This window comes from Rossellomorea yichunensis (assembly GCF_032337515.1).
Classification (GTDB): Bacteria; Bacillota; Bacilli; order Bacillales; family Bacillaceae_B; genus Rossellomorea; species Rossellomorea yichunensis.
In genome coordinates this window covers 528792-548044 of the sequence record NZ_JAVYAD010000002.1, presented here as the reverse complement: position 1 = coordinate 548044, position 19253 = coordinate 528792, and the positions used below count along the sequence as shown (strand labels likewise).

21 protein-coding genes are annotated in these 19253 nt (G+C 42.1%); 18 read left to right on the top strand and 3 right to left on the bottom strand.

Annotation, left to right across the window (positions count from 1 at the left end; genetic code table 11):
• The first annotated feature begins 156 nt into the window (after positions 1-156).
• The 5 genes from RSX31_RS07370 (at position 157) to RSX31_RS07350 (ending at position 3995) form a co-directional block, all read left to right on the top strand.
• Positions 157-939, top strand: coding sequence for a transporter substrate-binding domain-containing protein (locus tag RSX31_RS07370; RefSeq protein ID WP_315634101.1), 783 nt, complete (start codon positions 157-159; stop codon positions 937-939).
• A gap of 69 nt (positions 940-1008) precedes the next feature.
• Positions 1009-1668, top strand: coding sequence for an amino acid ABC transporter permease (locus tag RSX31_RS07365; protein ID WP_148969559.1), 660 nt, complete (start codon positions 1009-1011; stop codon positions 1666-1668).
• Positions 1661-2377 (top strand): amino acid ABC transporter ATP-binding protein, encoded by a 717-nt coding sequence (locus RSX31_RS07360; RefSeq protein ID WP_315634099.1) that lies wholly within the window; start codon positions 1661-1663, stop codon positions 2375-2377. Before RSX31_RS07365 ends, RSX31_RS07360 begins: the two co-directional genes overlap by 8 nt.
• Before the next feature lie 106 nt (positions 2378-2483).
• Positions 2484-3470 carry an aromatic acid exporter family protein gene (locus RSX31_RS07355; protein ID WP_148995608.1) on the top strand — a complete coding sequence of 329 codons (987 nt, stop codon included), beginning with the start codon at positions 2484-2486 and terminating at the stop codon, positions 3468-3470.
• A gap of 21 nt (positions 3471-3491) precedes the next feature.
• Positions 3492-3995, top strand: coding sequence for a L,D-transpeptidase (locus RSX31_RS07350; RefSeq protein WP_148995607.1), 504 nt, complete (start codon positions 3492-3494; stop codon positions 3993-3995).
• A 49-nt stretch (positions 3996-4044) separates the two neighbouring features.
• On the opposite strand, the gene prli42 is transcribed toward RSX31_RS07350, so the two are convergent.
• The gene (gene prli42, locus RSX31_RS07345) at positions 4045-4140 is read right to left on the bottom strand and encodes a stressosome-associated protein Prli42 (RefSeq protein ID WP_148969555.1); all 96 of its coding nucleotides are present in this window, start codon (positions 4138-4140) and stop codon (positions 4045-4047) included.
• Between the two features lie 190 nt (positions 4141-4330).
• Between prli42 and mce the strand changes: the two genes are divergently transcribed.
• The 11 genes from mce (at position 4331) to RSX31_RS07290 (ending at position 15119) form a co-directional block, all read left to right on the top strand.
• Positions 4331-4744, top strand: coding sequence for a methylmalonyl-CoA epimerase (gene mce / locus RSX31_RS07340; RefSeq protein ID WP_148969554.1), 414 nt, complete (start codon positions 4331-4333; stop codon positions 4742-4744).
• Between the two features lie 4 nt (positions 4745-4748).
• On the top strand, positions 4749-6296 hold the full coding sequence (locus RSX31_RS07335; protein ID WP_315634095.1) for an acyl-CoA carboxylase subunit beta: 1548 nt from the start codon (positions 4749-4751) through the stop codon (positions 6294-6296).
• 76 nt (positions 6297-6372) lie between these two features.
• Complete coding sequence (locus RSX31_RS07330) at positions 6373-7497, top strand: tripeptidase T (protein ID WP_148969552.1); 1125 nt, start codon at positions 6373-6375, stop codon at positions 7495-7497.
• Between the two features lie 288 nt (positions 7498-7785).
• On the top strand, positions 7786-8256 hold the full coding sequence (locus tag RSX31_RS07325; RefSeq protein ID WP_315634093.1) for a chemotaxis protein CheW: 471 nt from the start codon (positions 7786-7788) through the stop codon (positions 8254-8256).
• A gap of 21 nt (positions 8257-8277) precedes the next feature.
• Positions 8278-9531, top strand: a complete 1254-nt coding sequence (locus RSX31_RS07320) for a DNA polymerase IV (RefSeq protein ID WP_148969550.1) — start codon at positions 8278-8280, stop codon at positions 9529-9531.
• 199 nt (positions 9532-9730) lie between these two features.
• On the top strand, positions 9731-11137 hold the full coding sequence (gndA, locus tag RSX31_RS07315; protein WP_315634091.1) for an NADP-dependent phosphogluconate dehydrogenase: 1407 nt from the start codon (positions 9731-9733) through the stop codon (positions 11135-11137).
• A gap of 217 nt (positions 11138-11354) precedes the next feature.
• Entirely contained in the window at positions 11355-11918 is a 564-nt protein-coding gene (locus RSX31_RS07310; RefSeq protein WP_315634090.1) for a GNAT family N-acetyltransferase, read from the top strand.
• Positions 11919-11964: 46 nt separating this feature from the next.
• On the top strand, positions 11965-12987 hold the full coding sequence (locus RSX31_RS07305; RefSeq protein ID WP_315634088.1) for a serine hydrolase domain-containing protein: 1023 nt from the start codon (positions 11965-11967) through the stop codon (positions 12985-12987).
• An 18-nt stretch (positions 12988-13005) separates the two neighbouring features.
• Entirely contained in the window at positions 13006-13488 is a 483-nt protein-coding gene (locus RSX31_RS07300) for a GNAT family N-acetyltransferase (RefSeq protein ID WP_315634197.1), read from the top strand.
• A 98-nt stretch (positions 13489-13586) separates the two neighbouring features.
• Positions 13587-14147: an ATP-binding protein gene (locus RSX31_RS07295; protein WP_315634086.1), complete on the top strand. Its 561-nt coding sequence runs from the start codon at positions 13587-13589 to the stop codon at positions 14145-14147.
• A gap of 135 nt (positions 14148-14282) precedes the next feature.
• Positions 14283-15119 (top strand): DUF2935 domain-containing protein, encoded by an 837-nt coding sequence (locus RSX31_RS07290; protein ID WP_315634084.1) that lies wholly within the window; start codon positions 14283-14285, stop codon positions 15117-15119.
• A gap of 183 nt (positions 15120-15302) precedes the next feature.
• Here RSX31_RS07290 and RSX31_RS07285 read toward each other — a convergent pair whose 3' ends face one another.
• Entirely contained in the window at positions 15303-15923 is a 621-nt protein-coding gene (locus tag RSX31_RS07285; RefSeq protein ID WP_148969544.1) for a cyclase family protein, read from the bottom strand.
• 16 nt (positions 15924-15939) lie between these two features.
• Positions 15940-17448, bottom strand: a complete 1509-nt coding sequence (gene zwf, locus RSX31_RS07280) for a glucose-6-phosphate dehydrogenase (protein WP_315634081.1) — start codon at positions 17446-17448, stop codon at positions 15940-15942.
• 307 nt (positions 17449-17755) lie between these two features.
• Between zwf and rnz the strand changes: the two genes are divergently transcribed.
• Positions 17756-18682, top strand: a complete 927-nt coding sequence (gene rnz, locus RSX31_RS07275) for a ribonuclease Z (protein ID WP_148969542.1) — start codon at positions 17756-17758, stop codon at positions 18680-18682.
• A gap of 10 nt (positions 18683-18692) precedes the next feature.
• Positions 18693-19232, top strand: a complete 540-nt coding sequence (locus RSX31_RS07270; RefSeq protein WP_148995595.1) for a histidine phosphatase family protein — start codon at positions 18693-18695, stop codon at positions 19230-19232.
• Positions 19233-19253: the final 21 nt, after the last annotated feature.

The following is a 19253-nucleotide window of genomic DNA, read 5'->3' as shown; positions in this document are numbered from 1 at the left end:
ATTAATATACCAACTATTATATTTTCAGAATATATAAATATTTATGAGTAACTATAAAAACTATTGCATAAATATTTATCTCTGATACAATACGAATATAGTAATTAATATACATTATATATTATATTTATACATTATTATTGGGGAGGAATTACAATGAAAAAGATATTATCTCTTATAGTAGTATTAATCGTTTCTACTACTCTTGCTGCGTGTGGTGCAGGAGAAGAGAATGCAGGAACCGCTTCAGGGGAATCAAAGAAACTGATTATGGGTACGTCGGCTGACTATAAACCATTTGAATATGTCGATACGGCAAACAGTGATGAATTTATCGGGTACGACATTGACTTGGCTCATATGCTGGCAGATGAACTTGGTTATGAAATCGAGATTAAAGATATGGAGTTCAGCGGATTAATTTCAGCACTTAAAACCGGGCAGGTGGACTTTGTACTTTCAGCTATGACCCCTACGCCGGAACGACAAAAGAACGTTGACTTCAGTGATGTCTACTACACAGCAAAAGATATGATCATCTCAACAAAAGAGAGCGGAATTCAAAGCGAAAAGGATCTTGATGGTAAAACGGTTGGCGTTCAGTTAGGTTCCATCCAACAGGATGCTGCAGAAGAACTTTCCACCTCAATCCCATTAAAAGTAGAGACCCGTGACCGTATTCCTGAGCTGATACAGGATCTGCAAAATGGACGTTTTGATGCCATAATCATCGAAAATACAGTAGCAAATGGTTATTTGGATAAAAATAAAGAACTTCTAGGAAATACAATGGACGTGAACGAAGAAGAGGCGGGTTCTGCCGTTGCACTTCCAAAGGATAGTGAGCTTACAAGCGAATTCAACGATGCATTGAAAAAGCTCAAAGAAAATGGAGAATTGGATAAACTGGCTGAAAAGTGGTTTGACGGAGAACAGTAGATTGATAGAAGGGCTAACCCATCATCGGTTAGTCCTTCCTATTTAACAGCACGATTGGAGGAGAATACAATGCCACTTGATTTTCAACAACTGATCCCTTCGATTCCTTTTATTTTGGAAGGATTGAAGGTCACTCTTAAAATTGTCGGGTTAGCAGGAATACTTGGATTTGCCTTCGGTATTCTGCTTGCTCTTTGTAAAATAAGTTCCATCAAACCTTTAACATTACTTGCAGATATTTATACATCGGTTTTTCGGGGGACTCCTTTAGTTCTGCAATTAATGATCATCTTTTATGGCTCGCCTCAGCTTTTTGGAACTCAGATCGAACCGTATACAGCAGCGATTCTTTCTTTTTCCCTTAATTCAGCTGCCTATATTTCCGAAATCATCCGTGCGGGGATCAATGCAGTGGATAAAGGGCAAAAGGAAGCGGCCATGGCTCTTGGGGTTCCATATCGTTTGATGATGAAAGATGTGATCCTGCCTCAGGCCATTAAAAACATTTTGCCTGCCTTAATGAACGAATTTATCACCCTTACGAAGGAATCTGCCATCGTCACTGTTATCGGAGCCGCCGATGTGATGAGGCGTTCGTATATGGTAGGCAGTGATTTGTATTCCTTTTTCGAACCACTACTATTTGCAGGACTGATCTATTATGTGCTTGTCATGATTCTAACCTTATTAGGGAAAGCGCTGGAAGGGAGACTACGTGGGAATGATTAAAGCAGAAAAAATCACCAAATCGTTCGGTAAGCTTCAAGTATTGAAAGGTATAGATTTCTCCGTAGAAAAAGGGGAGGTTGTCGCATTGATCGGTCCTTCCGGTTCCGGAAAATCCACTCTGCTCCGCTGCCTGAATTATTTAGAGGAACCAACTTCAGGATCGATATACTTTGAAGAAGCTATTGTGAAAGGCAAAAATATAAGCAAAGTGAGACAAGACATAGGCATGGTATTTCAACACTTTCACCTCTTTCCGCATATGACGGCGTTGGAAAACGTGATCTACGCCCCAGTGAAAGTGAAGGGGCTAAACAGATCAGATGCTAAAAAATTAGGGACGGACCTTCTAACCAAGGTTGGTTTGAAAGAAAAAAGTGTTGAGTACCCAAACCGTTTATCAGGAGGCCAAAAACAGCGTGTAGCGATTGCAAGGGCACTGGCCATGGAACCGAAAGTGATGCTTTTTGACGAACCGACATCTGCACTGGACCCGGAAATGGTCAAAGAGGTGCTGGAAGTCATGAAATCACTTGCTCATTCAGGGATGACGATGATCATTGTAACCCATGAAATGGGCTTTGCCAGAGAGGTGGCAGACAGAGTCTTATTCATGGATGATGGTAAGATCGTCGAAGAAGGAGAGCCTCTTCCTTTTTTCTCGAACCCGCAAAGCGAACGTGGAAAAGAATTTTTAGAGAAAATACTTTAAACGATGGAAGGATTAGCGAACAGTTTCGTTAATCCTCCTTTTTATGTTCAAGGGGAAATATGGTATTCTAAAGTAGCTAAAAAAGAAAGAGTTAGGAGAAAAATGAATGTTTCGAATCGGGTATCGAACACTTAAGACTGGGATCGGCACAGCGGTTGCGATCAGCATTGCACAGTGGTTTCAGCTGGATAACTTTGTATCAGCCGGAATTTTGACGATACTGTGCATTCAAAACACGAAGAAGAAATCGGTTAACGCTTCATGGAGCCGTTTCCTGGCCTGTGTGATTGCCATGGTGATTTCGGCTGCGTTCTTTGAGTTCATGGCCTATCATCCTGCCGTAATCGGCTTGTTATTACTTGTGTTCATTCCAATAACGGTAGCCCTGAATATCAAAGAAGGAATCGTCACCAGTTCCGTTATCATTTTACATATTTATTCTGCAGGTAAGGTGACCCCGGGCCTTTTTCAGAATGAATTAGGGATCATCGTTATTGGGATCGGGATCGCTCTGGTTATGAATTTGTATATGCCAAGCGTTGATAAAAAGATGATCGAATATCAAGAAAAGATCGAAGCCAATTTCTATAAAATCTTTTGTGAAATGATCAACTACCTGCGAACAAATGACAGCCAATGGGATGGAAAAGAAATCACTGAAACAGAACAATTACTTAAAGAAGCGAAGACAATAGCATTCAAAGATGTTGAAAATCACTTTTTACGTCATGAGAACTTATATTATTTGTATTTTAAAATGAGGGAAAAACAGTTCGAAATCCTACAACGTATCTTACCGATAGCGACATCGATCTCATTGACGATAGAGCAGGGACATCGGATTGCCGAATTTCTGGATGAGCTTAGTGATCACATACATCCGGGAAACACGGCCCTGTTTTATTTGAAAAAACTGTATGATATGAAAGTGGAGTTTGAACGGATGGATTTACCTAAGACGAGGGAAGAATTTGAAACCCGCGCCGCTCTCTATCAATTTGTTCAAGAGATGGAGCAGTATCTTCTTCTGAAAAGTTCGTTTAAAGGAATAAAGAAGGATGAAAATGATCAAAAGGAAGTAAACTACACCTAAAACACGAAAAAAGGTGATAGGATGCGTATACTTCTTGCCATTATCTTGTTCGCTTCTCCCATATGGCCGCTTGGAAGGAATCCACTTCCCGGGGATCCATTTATTATCGTGAACAAGGAAAGTAATCAATTAGCCTTCATCGACGACGGGAAGGTTCAGCACACATTCCCGGTAGCAACAGGGAAAACGACGACCCTCACCCCGGAAGGACTATTTAATGTTACCGTTAAAGCCAAGAACCCTTATTATCGTAAGAAGAACATTCCCGGTGGAGACCCCCGGAATCCATTGGGTTCAAGGTGGATCGGATTTGACGCCAAGGGGACAGATGGAAGGATTTATGGAATTCACGGAACGAATCAACCTTCAAGCATAGGCAAATATATCTCAAATGGATGCATCCGAATGCACAACAAACATGTCGAATATCTGTTTGATCAGGTGCCAGTCGGAACAAAGGTTCTAGTCGTCAAAACGAACAAAAGCTTCCATCAGCTGGGAAAAGATCACGGTGCGATAAAATAAAAAGGATCTGCTAATCGACCCAGTCGAAAAGCAGATCCTTTGTTTTCTATTATAATAAGAAAGTCAGTCCCGCCATGATTGTCGATGCAATCATCGCAAACAACATGACAAATACAATTATTTTTTGTAATTTTTTATTACCCATTGTATCTCTCCATTCTTCATCTCACCTTAAAGAGGCGATTTTCAACTCTATTTTATCGTGAATAGTGAGAGAAAACAACCATTGGCATAAAAGAAAACGCTTTAATTATTCGCCGGATTAGGAGGGAATTCGACACCGTTTATCGAATACTATACGGGTGGAACATGTAAACAACAGGGGGATGATAGGGATGAAAAAGGTAGACCATATCGGAATAGCAGTATCATCAATAGACAATGTTCTTCCATTTTATGAAGATACTCTTGGGCTTTCACTCGTCAAGGTCGAAGAAGTGGGAAATCAAGGTGTGAAAGTAGCATTTATTGATGGTGGAAATATTAAGCTTGAGTTACTTGAACCACTACATAAAGAAAGTCCGATTGCCAAGTTCATTGAGAAAAAGGGAGAAGGCATTCACCATATTGCCTTTGGTGTCGAAGGAATTGAAAAACGGATCAAGGAACTGCAAGTGAGTGGAGTCCGGATGATCAACGAAACTCCAAAAACGGGGGCTGGCGGAGCTGCAGTTGCCTTCATGCATCCAAAGTCAGCGCACGGTGTACTATATGAACTATGTGATAAATCAAACATCAAGGGGGAGTAACATAATGGATATCTATGAAAAAATTAATGAATTGTATGATCGCAGAAGAGAAGTAGAATTAGGCGGCGGAGATAAAAAAATAGATAAGCAGCACGAAAAAGGAAAACTGACTGCCAGAGAACGAATCGATATTTTAGTGGATCCGGGCAGCTTTGTCGAGCTTAATCCATTCATTGAGCATCGCTGTTCAGACTTTGGACTGGACGGGGTTCAGGGCCCCGGAGATGGAGTCGTTACAGGTTATGGAAAAGTAAATGGAAAACCCATTTACTTATTCTCTCAGGATTTCACGGTATTTGGCGGCGCATTGGGGGAAATGCATGCGAAGAAGATTTCACATGTCATGGATCTGGCAGTCAAAAATGGTGCACCTTTCATTGGATTAAATGATTCAGGTGGTGCAAGAATTCAAGAAGGCGTCGTTTCTTTAGATGGATACGGACATATCTTCTATCGAAATTCTATTTATTCCGGAGTGATTCCACAAATCTCCGTGATCATGGGACCTTGCGCAGGAGGAGCGGTTTATTCCCCTGCCATCACGGATTTTGTGTTTATGGTGGATGATACAAGTCAAATGTTCATCACAGGACCCAAAGTAATTGAAACAGTCACCGGTGAGAAAATCAGTTCAGAAGATTTAGGCGGTGCGAAGGTCCATAACTCCATCAGCGGGAATGCTCATTTCAGAGGGAAAACTGAAGAAGAGGTCCTTCTCGAGGTTCGTAGACTATTAGCGTATTTACCACAAAATAATGAGGAGAAGCCTCCTCGTTTGGAAGTGGATGAAGAAGATGATTATCGTGGGAATTTAACGGACCTGATTCCATTCGATGCTATCCGTCCTTACGACGTCCGCACGGTCATCAATGAAATTGTGGATGAAGACAGCTTTATGGAGGTCCAGAAAGAATTTGCGAAAAATATCGTCGTTGGACTGGCCCGTATCAAAGGAGAAGTCGTTGGCCTTGTCTGTAATCAGCCAAAATTCATGGCAGGAGGGCTCGACATTGATTCCTCTGACAAAGCAGCCCGTTTTATCCGTTTCTGTGATTCCTTCAATATCCCATTGATCACCTTTGAAGATGTAACTGGTTTCTTCCCAGGAATCAAGCAGGAGCATGGCGGGATCATCCGTCACGGTGCGAAAATCCTCTATGCCTATTCAGAAGCTACGGTTCCAAAAATGACGGTGATTTTACGAAAAGCCTATGGAGGTGCTTATGTTGCACTAAACAGTAAGTCCATCGGTGCTGATTTAGTTTTTGCATGGCCTAATGCAGAAATTGCCGTCATGGGTCCACAGGGAGCAGCAAATATTATTTTTGCAAGGGAAATTGCAGGTAGTGACAATCCTGAACAACTTCGGGAGCAGAAGATTGAAGAGTACCGTGAGAAATTCGCTAATCCATATGTAGCAGCCTCCCGTGGAATGGTTGATGACGTCATAGATCCCCGTGAAACCCGGATCAAATTGATTCAAGGATTGGAAATGATGAGAAATAAACGGGAAGAGAGACCAAAGAAAAAGCACGGAAATATTCCATTGTAGAAGCGATACCATTTGTTGAACCGGCCTATTCACGCTATACTATAGAAGTGAATACATAATTGTGGAGGTCGACTAAATGATTAATCATGAACGTTTATTAAATGAATTCCTGGAATTGGTCCAAATCGATTCTGAAACGAGAGAAGAAGCAGAAATCGCCAAAGTATTAACACAGAAATTCTCTGATCTTGGCGTAGAGGTATTTGAAGATGACACGATGGGGGAAACGGGCCATGGTGCCGGAAACCTGATCTGTACGCTGAAAGGGAATAAAGAAGGCGTAGATACCATCTACTTCACTTCTCATATGGATACAGTTGTCCCTGCAAAAGGGGTTAAGCCGACGCTTAACGATGATGGCTATATTTACTCTGACGGTACGACCATTCTTGGAGCCGACGATAAAGCGGGACTTGCAACGATGCTTGAATCTGTTCGGGTACTTAAAGAGAACAATATCTCTCACGGTGATATTCAGTTCATCATTACGGTAGGGGAAGAATCAGGATTAGTCGGAGCGAAAGCACTGGATTCTTCTCTAGTAAAAGCGAAATACGGTTTCGCACTTGATAGTGATGGGAAAGTCGGTAATATCATCGTTGCCGCTCCTACACAAGCGAAAGTGAGAGCAACGATATATGGGAAAACAGCACATGCCGGTGTAGCTCCTGAAAAAGGTGTATCTGCCATCACGATTGCGGCTAAAGCGATTTCCAAAATGCCACTCGGCCGCATCGATGAAGAAACGACAGCAAACATCGGACGCTTCGAAGGTGGGAAAGCAACGAATATCGTATGTGAACAAGCGGATATTCTTGCAGAAGCACGCTCACTCGTCCCTGAAAAAATGGAAGCTCAAGTAGAGAAGATGAAATCTGCATTCGAATCCGTAGCAGAAGAAATGGGTGGAAAAGCAGAAGTTGAAGTACAGGTGATGTATCCAGGCTTCAAGTTCAAAGACGGTGACGAAGTAGTCGAAGTGGCAAAACGCGCCGCGAAGAAAATCGGTCGTCCAAGCGAGCTTCTTACAAGCGGAGGCGGAAGTGACGCCAACGTCATCGCAGGTTTCGGAGTGCCGACAGTCAACTTGGCAGTAGGATATGAAGAAATTCATACGAAGAGCGAAAGAATGCCTGTTGAAGAACTGAACAAGCTCTCTGAAATGGTTGTAGCGATCATTCAGGAAGTAGCGGGGGAATAGCCGCCGGAGCTGACAAATAGAAAAGCGGAGGCGGCTTGCTCAGAGGCGACAAGCATAAGACGAACCTGCCGGAAAGGCGTACTTTGCCTTTTTGGCAGGTTTGACTTATGACCTCGAGCCTCTAGCCGCCGGAGCCAGACAGATCATCTAATCATCCAAATGTCCATGAACCGAAGTTCATCCTTCGTTCGTGGACATTTTCTTCTTTCAAAACCAGCACTCAACCTTTCTAAAATATGGTACATTAGAAGTATACATATCAGAAGTTTTAAGAGGGGACGTTATACAATGCCGAAAGTAGTCGTTTTTCATGCTGGAAAAGAAGAATATGCTCTACCGATTGAGAACGTAGTTTCGATTGAAAAAGTGGAAGAAGTGAGAGCCATCCCTCATCTGCCTTCATTTGTCCTGGGACTTGTAAAGGTCAGGGGAGAGCTGATCCCTGTCCTTGATTTAGCAAATATCCTTTATGACACGAATGCAGGTGCAGAAACAGGAATGTTTCTTCTCGTCGTTCACACAGAAACAATGCAGATCGGTTTGGTCGTAAAGGAAGCGAAAGAAATTCTCCAAGTACCGAATGACTCCTTTACAAACGTAGGTTTACTTGCGTATTCAAAAACAAACTATTTCTCAGGAATCATCAATCTTGAAGATTCGTTCATCACCCAGATAGACCCCGATGTTTTAGTAGAGAGTCTAGAAGGTATTAGAGAGATAAAGGATTACGTGAACGAGCAAAAAACCCATCAAAATTAGACAAAGAAAGCCGCGATTTAAATGAACTCACATTATCCAAAAAACGGACGAGTGATCCTTCATGTTGATATGAATAGCTTCTATGCCTCTGTTGAAATGGCTTTTGACCCAACATTGAGGGGCAAACCATTAGCTATTGCCGGGAATCCCCAAGAGAGAAGAGGCATTATCGTGACATGCAGCTACGAAGCGAGAAGCTTCGGAGTGAAAACGACAATGCCTCTTTGGGAAGCCAAAAAACTGTGCCCTGGGCTCATTATCATGACGCCTAACTTTGACCGTTACCGTGCAGCCTCGAAAGGAATATTTGATATCCTCAGACAATATTCAGAATTAGTGGAGCCAGTCTCGATTGATGAGGGATATCTGGATATCACGGCCTCCTATGAAAAAGGCACCCCTTTACAAATTGCGTCAGACATTCAATCCCAAATTAAAAGTCAACTCGATCTTCCCTGCAGCATCGGGGTGGCCCCCAACAAATTCCTGGCCAAAACCGCCTCAGATATGAAAAAGCCTATGGGAATCACCGTATTAAGAAAGCGAGATATCCCTGAAAAGCTCTGGCCCCTTCCTGTCATCGAAATGCACGGCATTGGACAGAAGACCGCAGAAAAGCTCAATTCGTTTGGTATTCATACCTGCCATGATCTCGCTCATGCCAATGATATACAGCTGAAATCACTGCTTGGAATCAATGGTCTTCGTCTCAAAGAACGCGCCAACGGGATCGATAGGCGAAGCGTGGACCCTGATTCGATCTATGATTATAAAAGCGTTGGAAACTCCACTACTTTACCAAAGGATACAACGAACCAACACGAGCTATTAATGGTTGTAGAGAAACTATGTGCAAAAGTGTCATCACGCCTGCAGCAGAAAGACGTTCTGGGGATGACGATCCAGCTCATGATCAGGGATAAATTCAGAAAAACCATTACGAGAAGCAAGAAGCTGGAAAATCCGATATATAAAAAAGAAGATCTATTTCATTATGCCAAAGACATATTGTTGAAGCACTGGGATGGAGATCCCGTAAGACTTTTGGGTGTCACCGCCCAGGATATAGTGGAAAAAAGTGAAGCAACCGAACAACTGGACCTGTTCTCTTATAGAAAGGTTGCAGAAAAGGAACCACTTTACAACGTTTTATCACAGCTTCAGGAAAAGTTCGGGAAAGATTCAATCTCCCAGGGAATAAAAGGGAAGAACAAGAAGAAAACCTTTGACTCCAAACAGGACACAAGCTTCAACAAAGATTTTCTAAGGGAATGACCCAGGAAGAAGGAGGACACCTTAAGGTAGATAGCGAACACTTCAAACGGATTATTTGCATCACCACACTATTCTTGTTAGATTGAAATAGAGTTCGAAAACAGGTTTTAAAAAATTGGTCAACTAGGTTTTCCTACATAATGTTGATAGTTTACAAAGAAAAAACCCAGTATTCTATAAACGAAAGGATGTTAATGGCATGTCTCAAGAAATTGGTGTTATCGGTCTAGCCGTAATGGGCAAAAACTTAGCTTGGAATATTGAGAGCAGAGGGTACTCTGTTTCTGTATATAATCGTTCCCGTGAAAAAACAGATGAAATGGTAAGCGAATCTAAAGGAAAGAATGTCGTTCCTACATATACGATTGAAGAATTCGTTAATTCCCTAGAAAAGCCTAGAAAGATCCTTTTGATGGTGAAAGCAGGAAATCCAACTGATGCAACCATTGAACAATTAAAGCCGTTCCTGGAAAAAGGGGACATTCTGATTGACGGAGGAAATACGTTCTTCGAAGATACGCGCCGCCGCAATCGCGAATTAAGCGAATTAGGCATTCATTTCATCGGAACGGGTGTCTCCGGTGGAGAAGAAGGTGCCCTTACTGGTCCTTCCATCATGCCTGGTGGACAGAGGGAAGCGTACGACCTTGTCGCCCCTATCCTGAAAGACATTGCAGCGAAAGTCGATGGAGACCCTTGTACGACGTATATTGGTCCTGATGGCGCAGGTCACTATGTGAAAATGGTGCACAACGGCATCGAGTACGGGGATATGCAGCTGATTGCAGAATCGTACTTCCTGATGAAAAATGTCCTGGGCTTAAGTGCCAAGGAACTGCATGAAGTGTTTGCAGACTGGAATAAAGGCGAGCTTGATAGCTATCTCATCGAAATCACAGCAGATATCTTCACAAAGAATGACAAAGATACAGGAAAGCCCATGGTGGATGTCATCCTGGACAAAGCCGGACAAAAGGGTACAGGAAAATGGACAAGCCAGAGTGCGTTAGATCTTGGTGTTTCCTTACCGATCATAACTGAGTCGGTCTTTGCCCGTTTTATTTCATCCATTAAAGATGAGCGAGTGAAGGCAAGCAAAATGCTAAAAGGACCTGACACGATACCATTCCAAGGCGATAAAAAAGCGTTGGTTGAATCAATCCGTAAAGCTCTTTACATGAGCAAGATTTGTTCTTATGCTCAAGGCTTCGCGCAAATGCGCTCTGCATCTGATGAGTACAAATGGGATCTTCAATACGGGGATATCGCAATGATCTTCCGGGGAGGATGCATCATCCGCGCTCAATTCCTGCAAAAGATTAAAGAAGCTTACGACCGTGAATCGAATCTTTCAAACCTTCTTTTAGATCCTTATTTCAAAGAGATCGTAGAAAGTTACCAATACGCACTCCGCGAAGTCATCAGCGTAGCCGTCCAAAATGGTGTACCGGTACCCGGCTTCTCTGCGGCACTGTCTTACTACGATAGCTACCGTACAGAAACCCTGCCTGCAAACCTGATCCAGGCTCAGCGTGATTACTTCGGTGCCCATACGTACGAGCGCGTGGACAAAGAAGGTACTTTCCATACTGAGTGGATGAAATAATCGAATGAGTAAAGCCCCTTTCCTGTTAGGAGAGGGGTTTTTATTTTTGAAAAAATACATAGAGAACATTAAAAGATATTTAATTATCAGAATTTTATCGTATGTAAGAGATAGGATGTGTTACCATAATATTGCATAAACGATAGGCTTGGAAAATGCTTAAGATATAAAAGAAAACAAAGGAATGAATTTTAGGTTAGTCAAGGAGTGATTTCCAGTGCCCGCCATTGAAATAAGAAGACCACGCATTGAAGACCAAGAAGAACTGATTCAATTTTTTTCTAAAGTCATTAAACATACCTTTTCCAAAGAAGGTTTAGAAGAGCTGCTTGATGACATCGAAAATGAAATAGAGATCAAGAAACAATACTTAAAAAGTGACTTGGACACCAATGGGACGAACCGATACTTTTTAATCGCTTTTGATAAGAACAATGCTGAAGTCATCGGAACGATTGAATACGGTCCAGTCAGTGAACTGATTACCACCTGCACAGATGGAGAAATAAAAGAGATGTATGAGATCGGAACAGTGTTTGTGCATCCCGATTATCAAGGACATGGTGTAGCTACATTACTCCTAAACGTCATGTTCCTTACTTTTCTAAACAGGGGGATCCAGGAGTTCTGTTTGGACAGCGGGTACGCCAATGCCCAGAAGATATGGAAGAGGAAATTTGGTGAACCCCATTATTGGCTGAAGGATTATTGGGGTGATGGGGCTGATCATATGATCTGGAAGAAATCGATGTATGATGTTTCCATCAACTTTAGATGGTGAGTTTACTAGAGCTGGAACATATTTTAATAGAACGATGGAGGTTATGATGAAACCACAAATGATCAACATACAAAAATGCATGAAAGAATTTGGTGTAACGGGATTAAGCATGGCAACCATTGAGAGTGGTAGCATAAACAGCACAGTATGCTTCGGTTTACTCGAGGCAGGAACAGATAAACGGGTGGAAAGTGATTCGACTTTCAGTGCTTGTTCAATCAGTAAATTTCTTACCTCCATGTTGGTCATGACTCTTGCGGAACAAGGCATTCTGGCTTTAGATGAGGATATTAATAAATTGCTAACATCATGGAAGGTCCCAATACATGGATATAATGGAAACGTTACCTTAAGACAATTACTTAGTCACCAATCGGGGGTTTCCGATCCTGAAGGTAGCTTCATTGAACTCAAATCGGAGTTCGGAACGCCGACGGTGGTGGACCTGTTAGAAGGAAAATCCCCTTATTGTAAGGTCCCGATTGAATTGAAATATCAACCTGAAGACGCCTTTCATTATTCCGATGCAGGCTTTTGTATCATACAACTGTTGATAGAAGATGTTACTGGGAACCCTTTTTCGAAAGTCATGAGCGAACATCTTTTTCAGCCATTACATATGGAAAATAGCACATTTGATCCTCCTTCTCAAAATGTCTCATGTGGTCATACGAATGAAGGAAAAGTTGTGAATGACAAATATCCAATTTATCCGTATCCTGCTGCTTCGGGACTTTGGACAACGCCTTCAGATTTAGCACTTGTAGTGATTGAACTCATGCATGCGTTAAAAGGGGAAAGCAAACTCAATCTTTCGTCAAGTAACGCAGCCGAAATGATCCATCCACAAGGTGGTAAGGCATGGACCGGACTGGGGGTTTTCCTGGATCAAAACGACAAGGGGATCGAAATATCATCACTTGGGTGGGGCGTCGGTTTTCAATGTATGATGGTGGCCTATCCTCAATTGGAAAGGGGTTTGGTCATCATGACCAATACAGACTTAGGTGTTCATCAATTAGAAGGGATCATTGGTGACGTGTACAAGGCTTTTTTCATGATTGATTAACACAATAGGGGGAATCAAATTGAAGTTTGTCTTAAGAGAAGCGACCTTAGACGATTACGAAAAAATATAAAACTAATCCATAAAGAGGTTCACGATCTCCATGTTTCAGGAAGACCTGATCGTTACAAACCGACTGAACATACGTTGGATATGGGTTACTATAAGGAGTTGATTATGAACGATGATGCGGGAGTGTTTGTAATCGATCTTTACGATGAAATCATCGCCTTTACATTTTTAAGGAAGAACGAAACCCCTGACCGAGAAACTATAGTGAAAAAAGAATATGTCTTCATAGAGGACTTCGGAGTAACAGAAAAATATAGAGAAAAAGGATTAGGAAAACAATTGTTTACTAAAGCAGTAGAATTTACAAAGGACACAGGAGCCGAAAGCCTGGAGCTCGGTGTCTGGGAATTTAATGATACGGCTATTCAGTTTTATGAAGCAATGGGAATGAAGACACAGGCGAGAAAAATGGAAATCAGGGTACACGGATAAGGCACATGAAAATTATCGAGAGTGGGCTCTCTTAAAAATGGGAGCCTTCTTTATGGAATCTAAACATTGAGTTTAAACTATGAATTGGAGGTCCATTCATGACAAGACTAGTAATCATGACTGTTGGTAAAACCCATAGCGGAAAATCAACCTTCGCCAGGAGCCTGGAAGAGCAATTGTTGAATTCCATTGTGATCGACCAGGATGCCCATGCTGAATTCATCAACACCTTTTATAGAAGTCTGCTTCCAATGGAAGGGCCAAATACCCTTAAATATGCCGTCAGTCAAACCATTGTTGACTATGCCATGAATGAGACTTCTTTTCACCTCATCCTTTGCAATTCGAATCTGAGCCGCAGTGGACGGTTGAAGCTGTTGGAGCACTTCAAAGGGAAGGGATTTACCACCATCCTCATCCATTTGGATATCCCCGACCGGATTCTTCAAGCCAGAGTAGTAAACAGTGAGCGGAGTACAGCCATTTTCAGGAATGCTGCCACCTTTGAAGAAGTCCTGAGCCGGCAACAGACTGACGCTTACTTCAAGGATGTAGCGGCGCCTGTGAAGGGAGAAGCTGATCATCTATATATCATCAGACATTCGGATGAAGTGCAGAATGTCATTGGGAAGATAATTGATGTAGCGCATAGAATATGACTCTTGGAATGATAAGACTTAGAAAAGCATGGTTCTTCAACTATTGATGGAATTAATAAACAATGCATTTTATTGTAAGCATGAAGGCCTCTTTCACTTAATAAAGTTAAGTATAGGAAGAAAGGGGGAGGTTCTATGGGATTTGAGAAGATTACACCCTGGCAGGAACATGAATTTTGGTTGGGGATATTAAAAGATCATGCCTATTTTATCCGTGATTATTTAAGCCCCACAGAAGATAAATGGGTCAAGCATGCGGAATATTACATTGAGTGGTTTGGAAATGTTGAGGAGGAAATGAAGAAACTCCCAAGGAATTTGCCTCCTTCAGCTTCTGAAATGATTCAGCTTTCAGAATGGGCACAGGATGTCTCCTACCAATATTATACGTTCGAAGGCCATCTTCTACATTTACGCCTATTCAATCAGGTGAACTTAAATTTGTCCCCGAGCTACTTGAATGGGACATTGGCAGAGAATAGGGAATACTTACGAATTTTGAAGAGCTACATGAAAGGGAATGAGTATCAGTCACTTTCCCTTGTGAATTTATTGGATTTGTGGCTTGATGACCAGCGGGGACATGCGGCTTTGTTAATTGATATACTCGATAGCGCCGAAATTGATCTTATTGAAAGGGCGAGAGCTTTAATGGTCCAGTTTTCACAATTCATGGTGAAAAATGATATGTTCAAAGGTTATTTACACTTTACACAACCTGGTTTCCCGGCTCAAATCCGATTTGCGGAAGATGTTTCAATACAGGTTGTAGCTTTCACAAAGCTGGTCGAGGAAGTTCTTCAAATGTATGTGAAGGACGAAGTGCTGAATAATTCTACACTCCGGTTTCTTGAGCATCATTTCCCTGAAGCATGTTATTTCATGAAGAAGCTCTCGTATTATGCTCCTTTCATTCACTATCCGGATTGTAAGCTCACCAAACCTACATTACGGAATAACACAACAGCTTGAGGGATGAATCCCTCAAGCTGTTAGGCATCATTCTTAGAATTAAAAGACTGTTTTTGGCCTTACGTTAGGGAAGTTTAGAGATGACCGTTCTATCTTCGAAATGCTTGATCCTTTGTGTTAGATGGGTAGACCTCTAAATATGAAAAAGGACTCTCCAGGAAACTGGAGAGTCCTTTTAGGATTTTACCCTATCAATTCATCAAACAACAACACACGAGCAGGTGATGCATCGGTGTTTTCAATCTTTAGTGGAGCGGCAACCATGAAGTATTGGCCAGCTTCAATGTCTTTCAGTTGAAGTCCCTCCATGATGATGACTCCACTTCCCATTAAACTGCGGTGAGTAGGGTGTCCTTCCTGGGCTCTTTCAATACCAAGTGCATCGATTCCAACCCCTGAGATTTTCTTGTCTGCAAGGTACGCTGCTGCATCTTCTGCTACATAGACGAATTCAAAGTTGAATTCGGTATCCCATGAATTTTTTGTTTTAAAGAGGATGAAATCATTCTCTTCGATTTCTAATCCGTCAATATCTTTCAGGCTGATTTTCTCATCTACTTTTGTCAGATCGAATACTTTAACGGGACGAACGAGCTGTTCGATATCGATGGTTTCGATTGTTTCACCGTCGTTGATCATGTGAAGTGGAGCATCAACATGTGTTCCTGTATGAACATCCATTGAGATGCGCGACTCTGTTACATGACCATTCGTATTGGTGTCGATGGTAGGTTGTTTTTCCGGTTTGTTCTTATAAACCGGCATTCCGTTAAAGATTGGGGCTGTTACATCATAAATTTTCATTGTTTCCACACCTTCCTTAGCATTGGTCTACGTCTAGATTCGCAATTGGCCACCAGTAGAAGCCATCTTTAGCCAGCAGGTTGTCGGCTGCTTTCGGACCCATTGATCCTGCTTCGTAGTTCGGGAATTCTCCGTCACGTGTATGTTCCCATACTTCAGAAATCTTATCGACGAATGCCCAGGATAACTTCACTTCATCCCAATGAGTGAAGTTGGTTGCATCCCCGCGCAGGCAATCGAATAGAAGCTTTTCGTATGCTTCCGGCGTGTTCATCCCATCTACACTGGTGTTAGCAAAGTTTAACTTCACTGGAGTCGTTTCAATGTTTTGTCCGGATTTTTTCACGTTTAAGTGAAGGGTAATTCCTTCTTCAGGCTGAATGTGAATCACCAATAAATTCGGTGCAAGCGGCTTATCCGGATTGTAATACAGGTTCATTGGAATATCTTTGAATTGGATGACGATTTTCGTTGACTTTGTTTCCATTCTCTTTCCTGTGCGGATATAGAACGGAACCCCAGCCCAACGGAAGTTATCGATCATCAGTTTTCCTGCAACATAAGTCTCGGTATTGGATTGATCATCAACGTTGTCTGCTTCGCGATAACCCGGCAGATCCTGATTACCGGATGTACCAGATCCATATTGACCTCGCACGAAATAATCTTTCACTTCTTCATGTTCAAACGGACGCAGGGATCGTAATACACGAACTTTCTCGCTGCGGATTTCGTCTGTCGTCAATTTGATTGGGGGCTCCATGGCAAGTAGTGCAACCATTTGAAGCAGATGGTTTTGAACCATATCGCGAAGAGCTCCACTTTTTTCGTAATAGCGCCCACGATCTTCGACACCCAGCTCTTCAGAGGAAGTGACCTGGATATTGGAGATGTAACGGTTGTTCCATAAGGGTTCAAACATCGCATTCGCGAAGCGGATGACTTCGATGTTTTGAACCATTTCTTTCCCGAGATAGTGGTCGATACGGTAAATTTGATCCTCAGAGAACGATTCGCGGATCTGGCTATTCAGTTTTTCGGCTGAAGGCAGGTCGTGACCGAATGGTTTTTCGATGACCAGTCTTTGGAAACCGTTTGTATCGGTTACACCTTGATTCTTCAACTGCTCTGTAATCGTTCCGAAGAATTCAGGAGCCATCGCCAGGTAGAAAATGCGATTTCCTTCTAATTCATATGTTGCATCCAGTTCATCAGAAAGGTTTTTCAACTCTTTATACGAGTCACTGTTTGAAACATCATTCGGCTGATAGTAGAAATGAGAGACAAACTCATCTATGTTTTCGTTGCTGCCTAACGCTTTATGTACCGATGTTTTGACGTGTTCCTGGAACTCTTCATTCGACCATTCACGGCGTGCTACCCCTACAACGGCAAAACGCTTCGAAATTTTCCCTTTACGGAACAAGTGATAAAGAGATGGATAAAGCTTTCTTTTTGCTAAATCACCAGTGGCTCCAAAAATCGTAATGAGAGATGATGGTGTAGTTGAATTATTCAATGTCATGACCTCACTTTAACTTGTTGCTAGCTTGTTTGATGTATGTCTTCTTATTTAATATCCTATACAATTACTTAATTTTAAAGACTTATGGTTCAATTAGCAAATTATATGCTGATGACTTTCTTTATTAAAAACATGAAAACGTTTTATTCAAAATCTCTACGTCATTATATTGGCTTTAAATCACTTTCTTATTACTCATTTGTATTTCAGGGAGAGATAACGCGGTATGAACGATGGGAGAGAAAGGTAAATTATCGTTGGATGTGCTAAAATAATGGCAGTATGGCTCATCATAGGAGTGAATAAGTTGGAATTATTATTTTTGGGAACCGGGGCAGGAGTACCCGCTAAACTCCGGAATGTAACCAGTATTGCTTTGAAATTATTAGAAGAACGCGGTGCGGTTTGGCTTTTTGATTGTGGGGAAGCAACGCAGCATCAAATTTTACATACTAGCTTGAAACCGAGAAGAATAGAGAAGATTTTCATCACCCACTTACACGGGGATCATATTTATGGGCTGCCAGGATTATTAGGCAGCCGCTCCTTCCAAGGTGGAGAGTCCCGGCTTACGGTATATGGACCTAAGGGAATCAAAGAGTATATCCACGTGTCTCTATCTGTCAGCCGGACGCATCTTCAATATCCCCTTGAAGTGATTGAGATCGAGGAAGGGACCATCTTTGAAGATGAAGGATTTATTGTAGAGGCGAGGGAGCTGGATCATGCCTTGCCTACCTTCGGATACCGTGTGGTTGAAAAAGATAAACCGGGTGTCCTTCAAGTTGATCAATTACAGGAAAGAGGTATTCAACCAGGACCGGTCTATAAGAAATTAAAATTGGGGGAAACCGTCCAGCTGGAAGACGGCCGAGAGGTTAATGGAGAGGATTTTCTTGGACCTTCGATTTCAGGACGGGTTGTCACGATTCTTGGAGACACCAGGGTTTGTTCAAATGCTGTCGATTTAGGAAGGTCAGCAGATGTACTCATTCATGAAGCGACTTTCAATCGGGATCAGGAGGAAATGGCTCGTGAGTATTTCCATTCGACGACAAAGCAAGCAGCAGAGACAGCTTTAGAAGCAGGGGCTAAATTGCTGTTTTTAACCCATATTTCCTCCCGATATGCAAAAGAGTCATGGGAAGAATTGGAGGGGGAAGCAAGGGACGTTTTTCCAGAATCATATATCGCAAAAGACTTCATGGAGTATGTAATACCTTTAAAGAAGTGAGGGGAAGCAAATGAAGACAATTTATTTGGTGCGCCATGCGAAAGCCGAGGGGCAGCCTTTTCATTCGCCGTTAACGGAAGTAGGGAAACAGCAAGCGGTCGAATTGGCTGCATTTTTGGAAAACCGATCGATTGAGGCGATTTATTCCAGTCCTTTTGTTAGAGCCATAGATACGATAGCACCCTTTGCCAAACAGTCCGGATTAACGATTCAAGAAGACGATCGCTTGGGAGAAAGAGTGTTAAGTGATCGGGAACTTCCTGATTGGATGGAAAAGTTAAAGGAGAGCTTTGATGACTTTTCACTTGTTTTACCTGGTGGAGAATCGAATGACCAGGCAATGGGGAGAGCAAGGTCTTTTATAGAAGACATTTTAGAAAAAGAAGAAGGTCATGTGGTGTGTGTGAGTCATGGAAACTTAACGACGCTGCTTTTGAGATTGTTTGATGAGAAATACGGATATGATGAGCTGTTTGCACTTTCCAATCCTGATGTATTTGTAGTAAAAGTCGAAGAAGATGCTGCATCTGTTCAACGGGTATGGGAGTAAGTTCATAGAGGAAAAGGGGAG

Bases quoted from the DNA above. Each gene is read 5' to 3' on its own strand.
- RSX31_RS07370 (WP_315634101.1), top strand. From the start codon at position 157: ATGAAAAAGATATTATCTCTTATAGTAGTATTAATCGTTTCTACTACT.
- RSX31_RS07365 (WP_148969559.1), top strand. From the start codon at position 1,009: ATGCCACTTGATTTTCAACAACTGATCCCTTCGATTCCTTTTATTTTG.
- RSX31_RS07360 (WP_315634099.1), top strand. From the start codon at position 1,661: ATGATTAAAGCAGAAAAAATCACCAAATCGTTCGGTAAGCTTCAAGTA.
- RSX31_RS07355 (WP_148995608.1), top strand. From the start codon at position 2,484: ATGTTTCGAATCGGGTATCGAACACTTAAGACTGGGATCGGCACAGCG.
- RSX31_RS07350 (WP_148995607.1), top strand. From the start codon at position 3,492: ATGCGTATACTTCTTGCCATTATCTTGTTCGCTTCTCCCATATGGCCG.
- prli42 (WP_148969555.1), bottom strand. From the start codon at position 4,140: ATGGGTAATAAAAAATTACAAAAAATAATTGTATTTGTCATGTTGTTT.
- mce (WP_148969554.1), top strand. From the start codon at position 4,331: ATGAAAAAGGTAGACCATATCGGAATAGCAGTATCATCAATAGACAAT.
- RSX31_RS07335 (WP_315634095.1), top strand. From the start codon at position 4,749: ATGGATATCTATGAAAAAATTAATGAATTGTATGATCGCAGAAGAGAA.
- RSX31_RS07330 (WP_148969552.1), top strand. From the start codon at position 6,373: ATGATTAATCATGAACGTTTATTAAATGAATTCCTGGAATTGGTCCAA.
- RSX31_RS07325 (WP_315634093.1), top strand. From the start codon at position 7,786: ATGCCGAAAGTAGTCGTTTTTCATGCTGGAAAAGAAGAATATGCTCTA.
- RSX31_RS07320 (WP_148969550.1), top strand. From the start codon at position 8,278: ATGAACTCACATTATCCAAAAAACGGACGAGTGATCCTTCATGTTGAT.
- gndA (WP_315634091.1), top strand. From the start codon at position 9,731: ATGTCTCAAGAAATTGGTGTTATCGGTCTAGCCGTAATGGGCAAAAAC.
- RSX31_RS07305 (WP_315634088.1), top strand. From the start codon at position 11,965: ATGAAACCACAAATGATCAACATACAAAAATGCATGAAAGAATTTGGT.
- RSX31_RS07295 (WP_315634086.1), top strand. From the start codon at position 13,587: ATGACAAGACTAGTAATCATGACTGTTGGTAAAACCCATAGCGGAAAA.
- RSX31_RS07290 (WP_315634084.1), top strand. From the start codon at position 14,283: ATGGGATTTGAGAAGATTACACCCTGGCAGGAACATGAATTTTGGTTG.
- RSX31_RS07285 (WP_148969544.1), bottom strand. From the start codon at position 15,923: ATGAAAATTTATGATGTAACAGCCCCAATCTTTAACGGAATGCCGGTT.
- zwf (WP_315634081.1), bottom strand. From the start codon at position 17,448: ATGACATTGAATAATTCAACTACACCATCATCTCTCATTACGATTTTT.
- RSX31_RS07270 (WP_148995595.1), top strand. From the start codon at position 18,693: ATGAAGACAATTTATTTGGTGCGCCATGCGAAAGCCGAGGGGCAGCCT.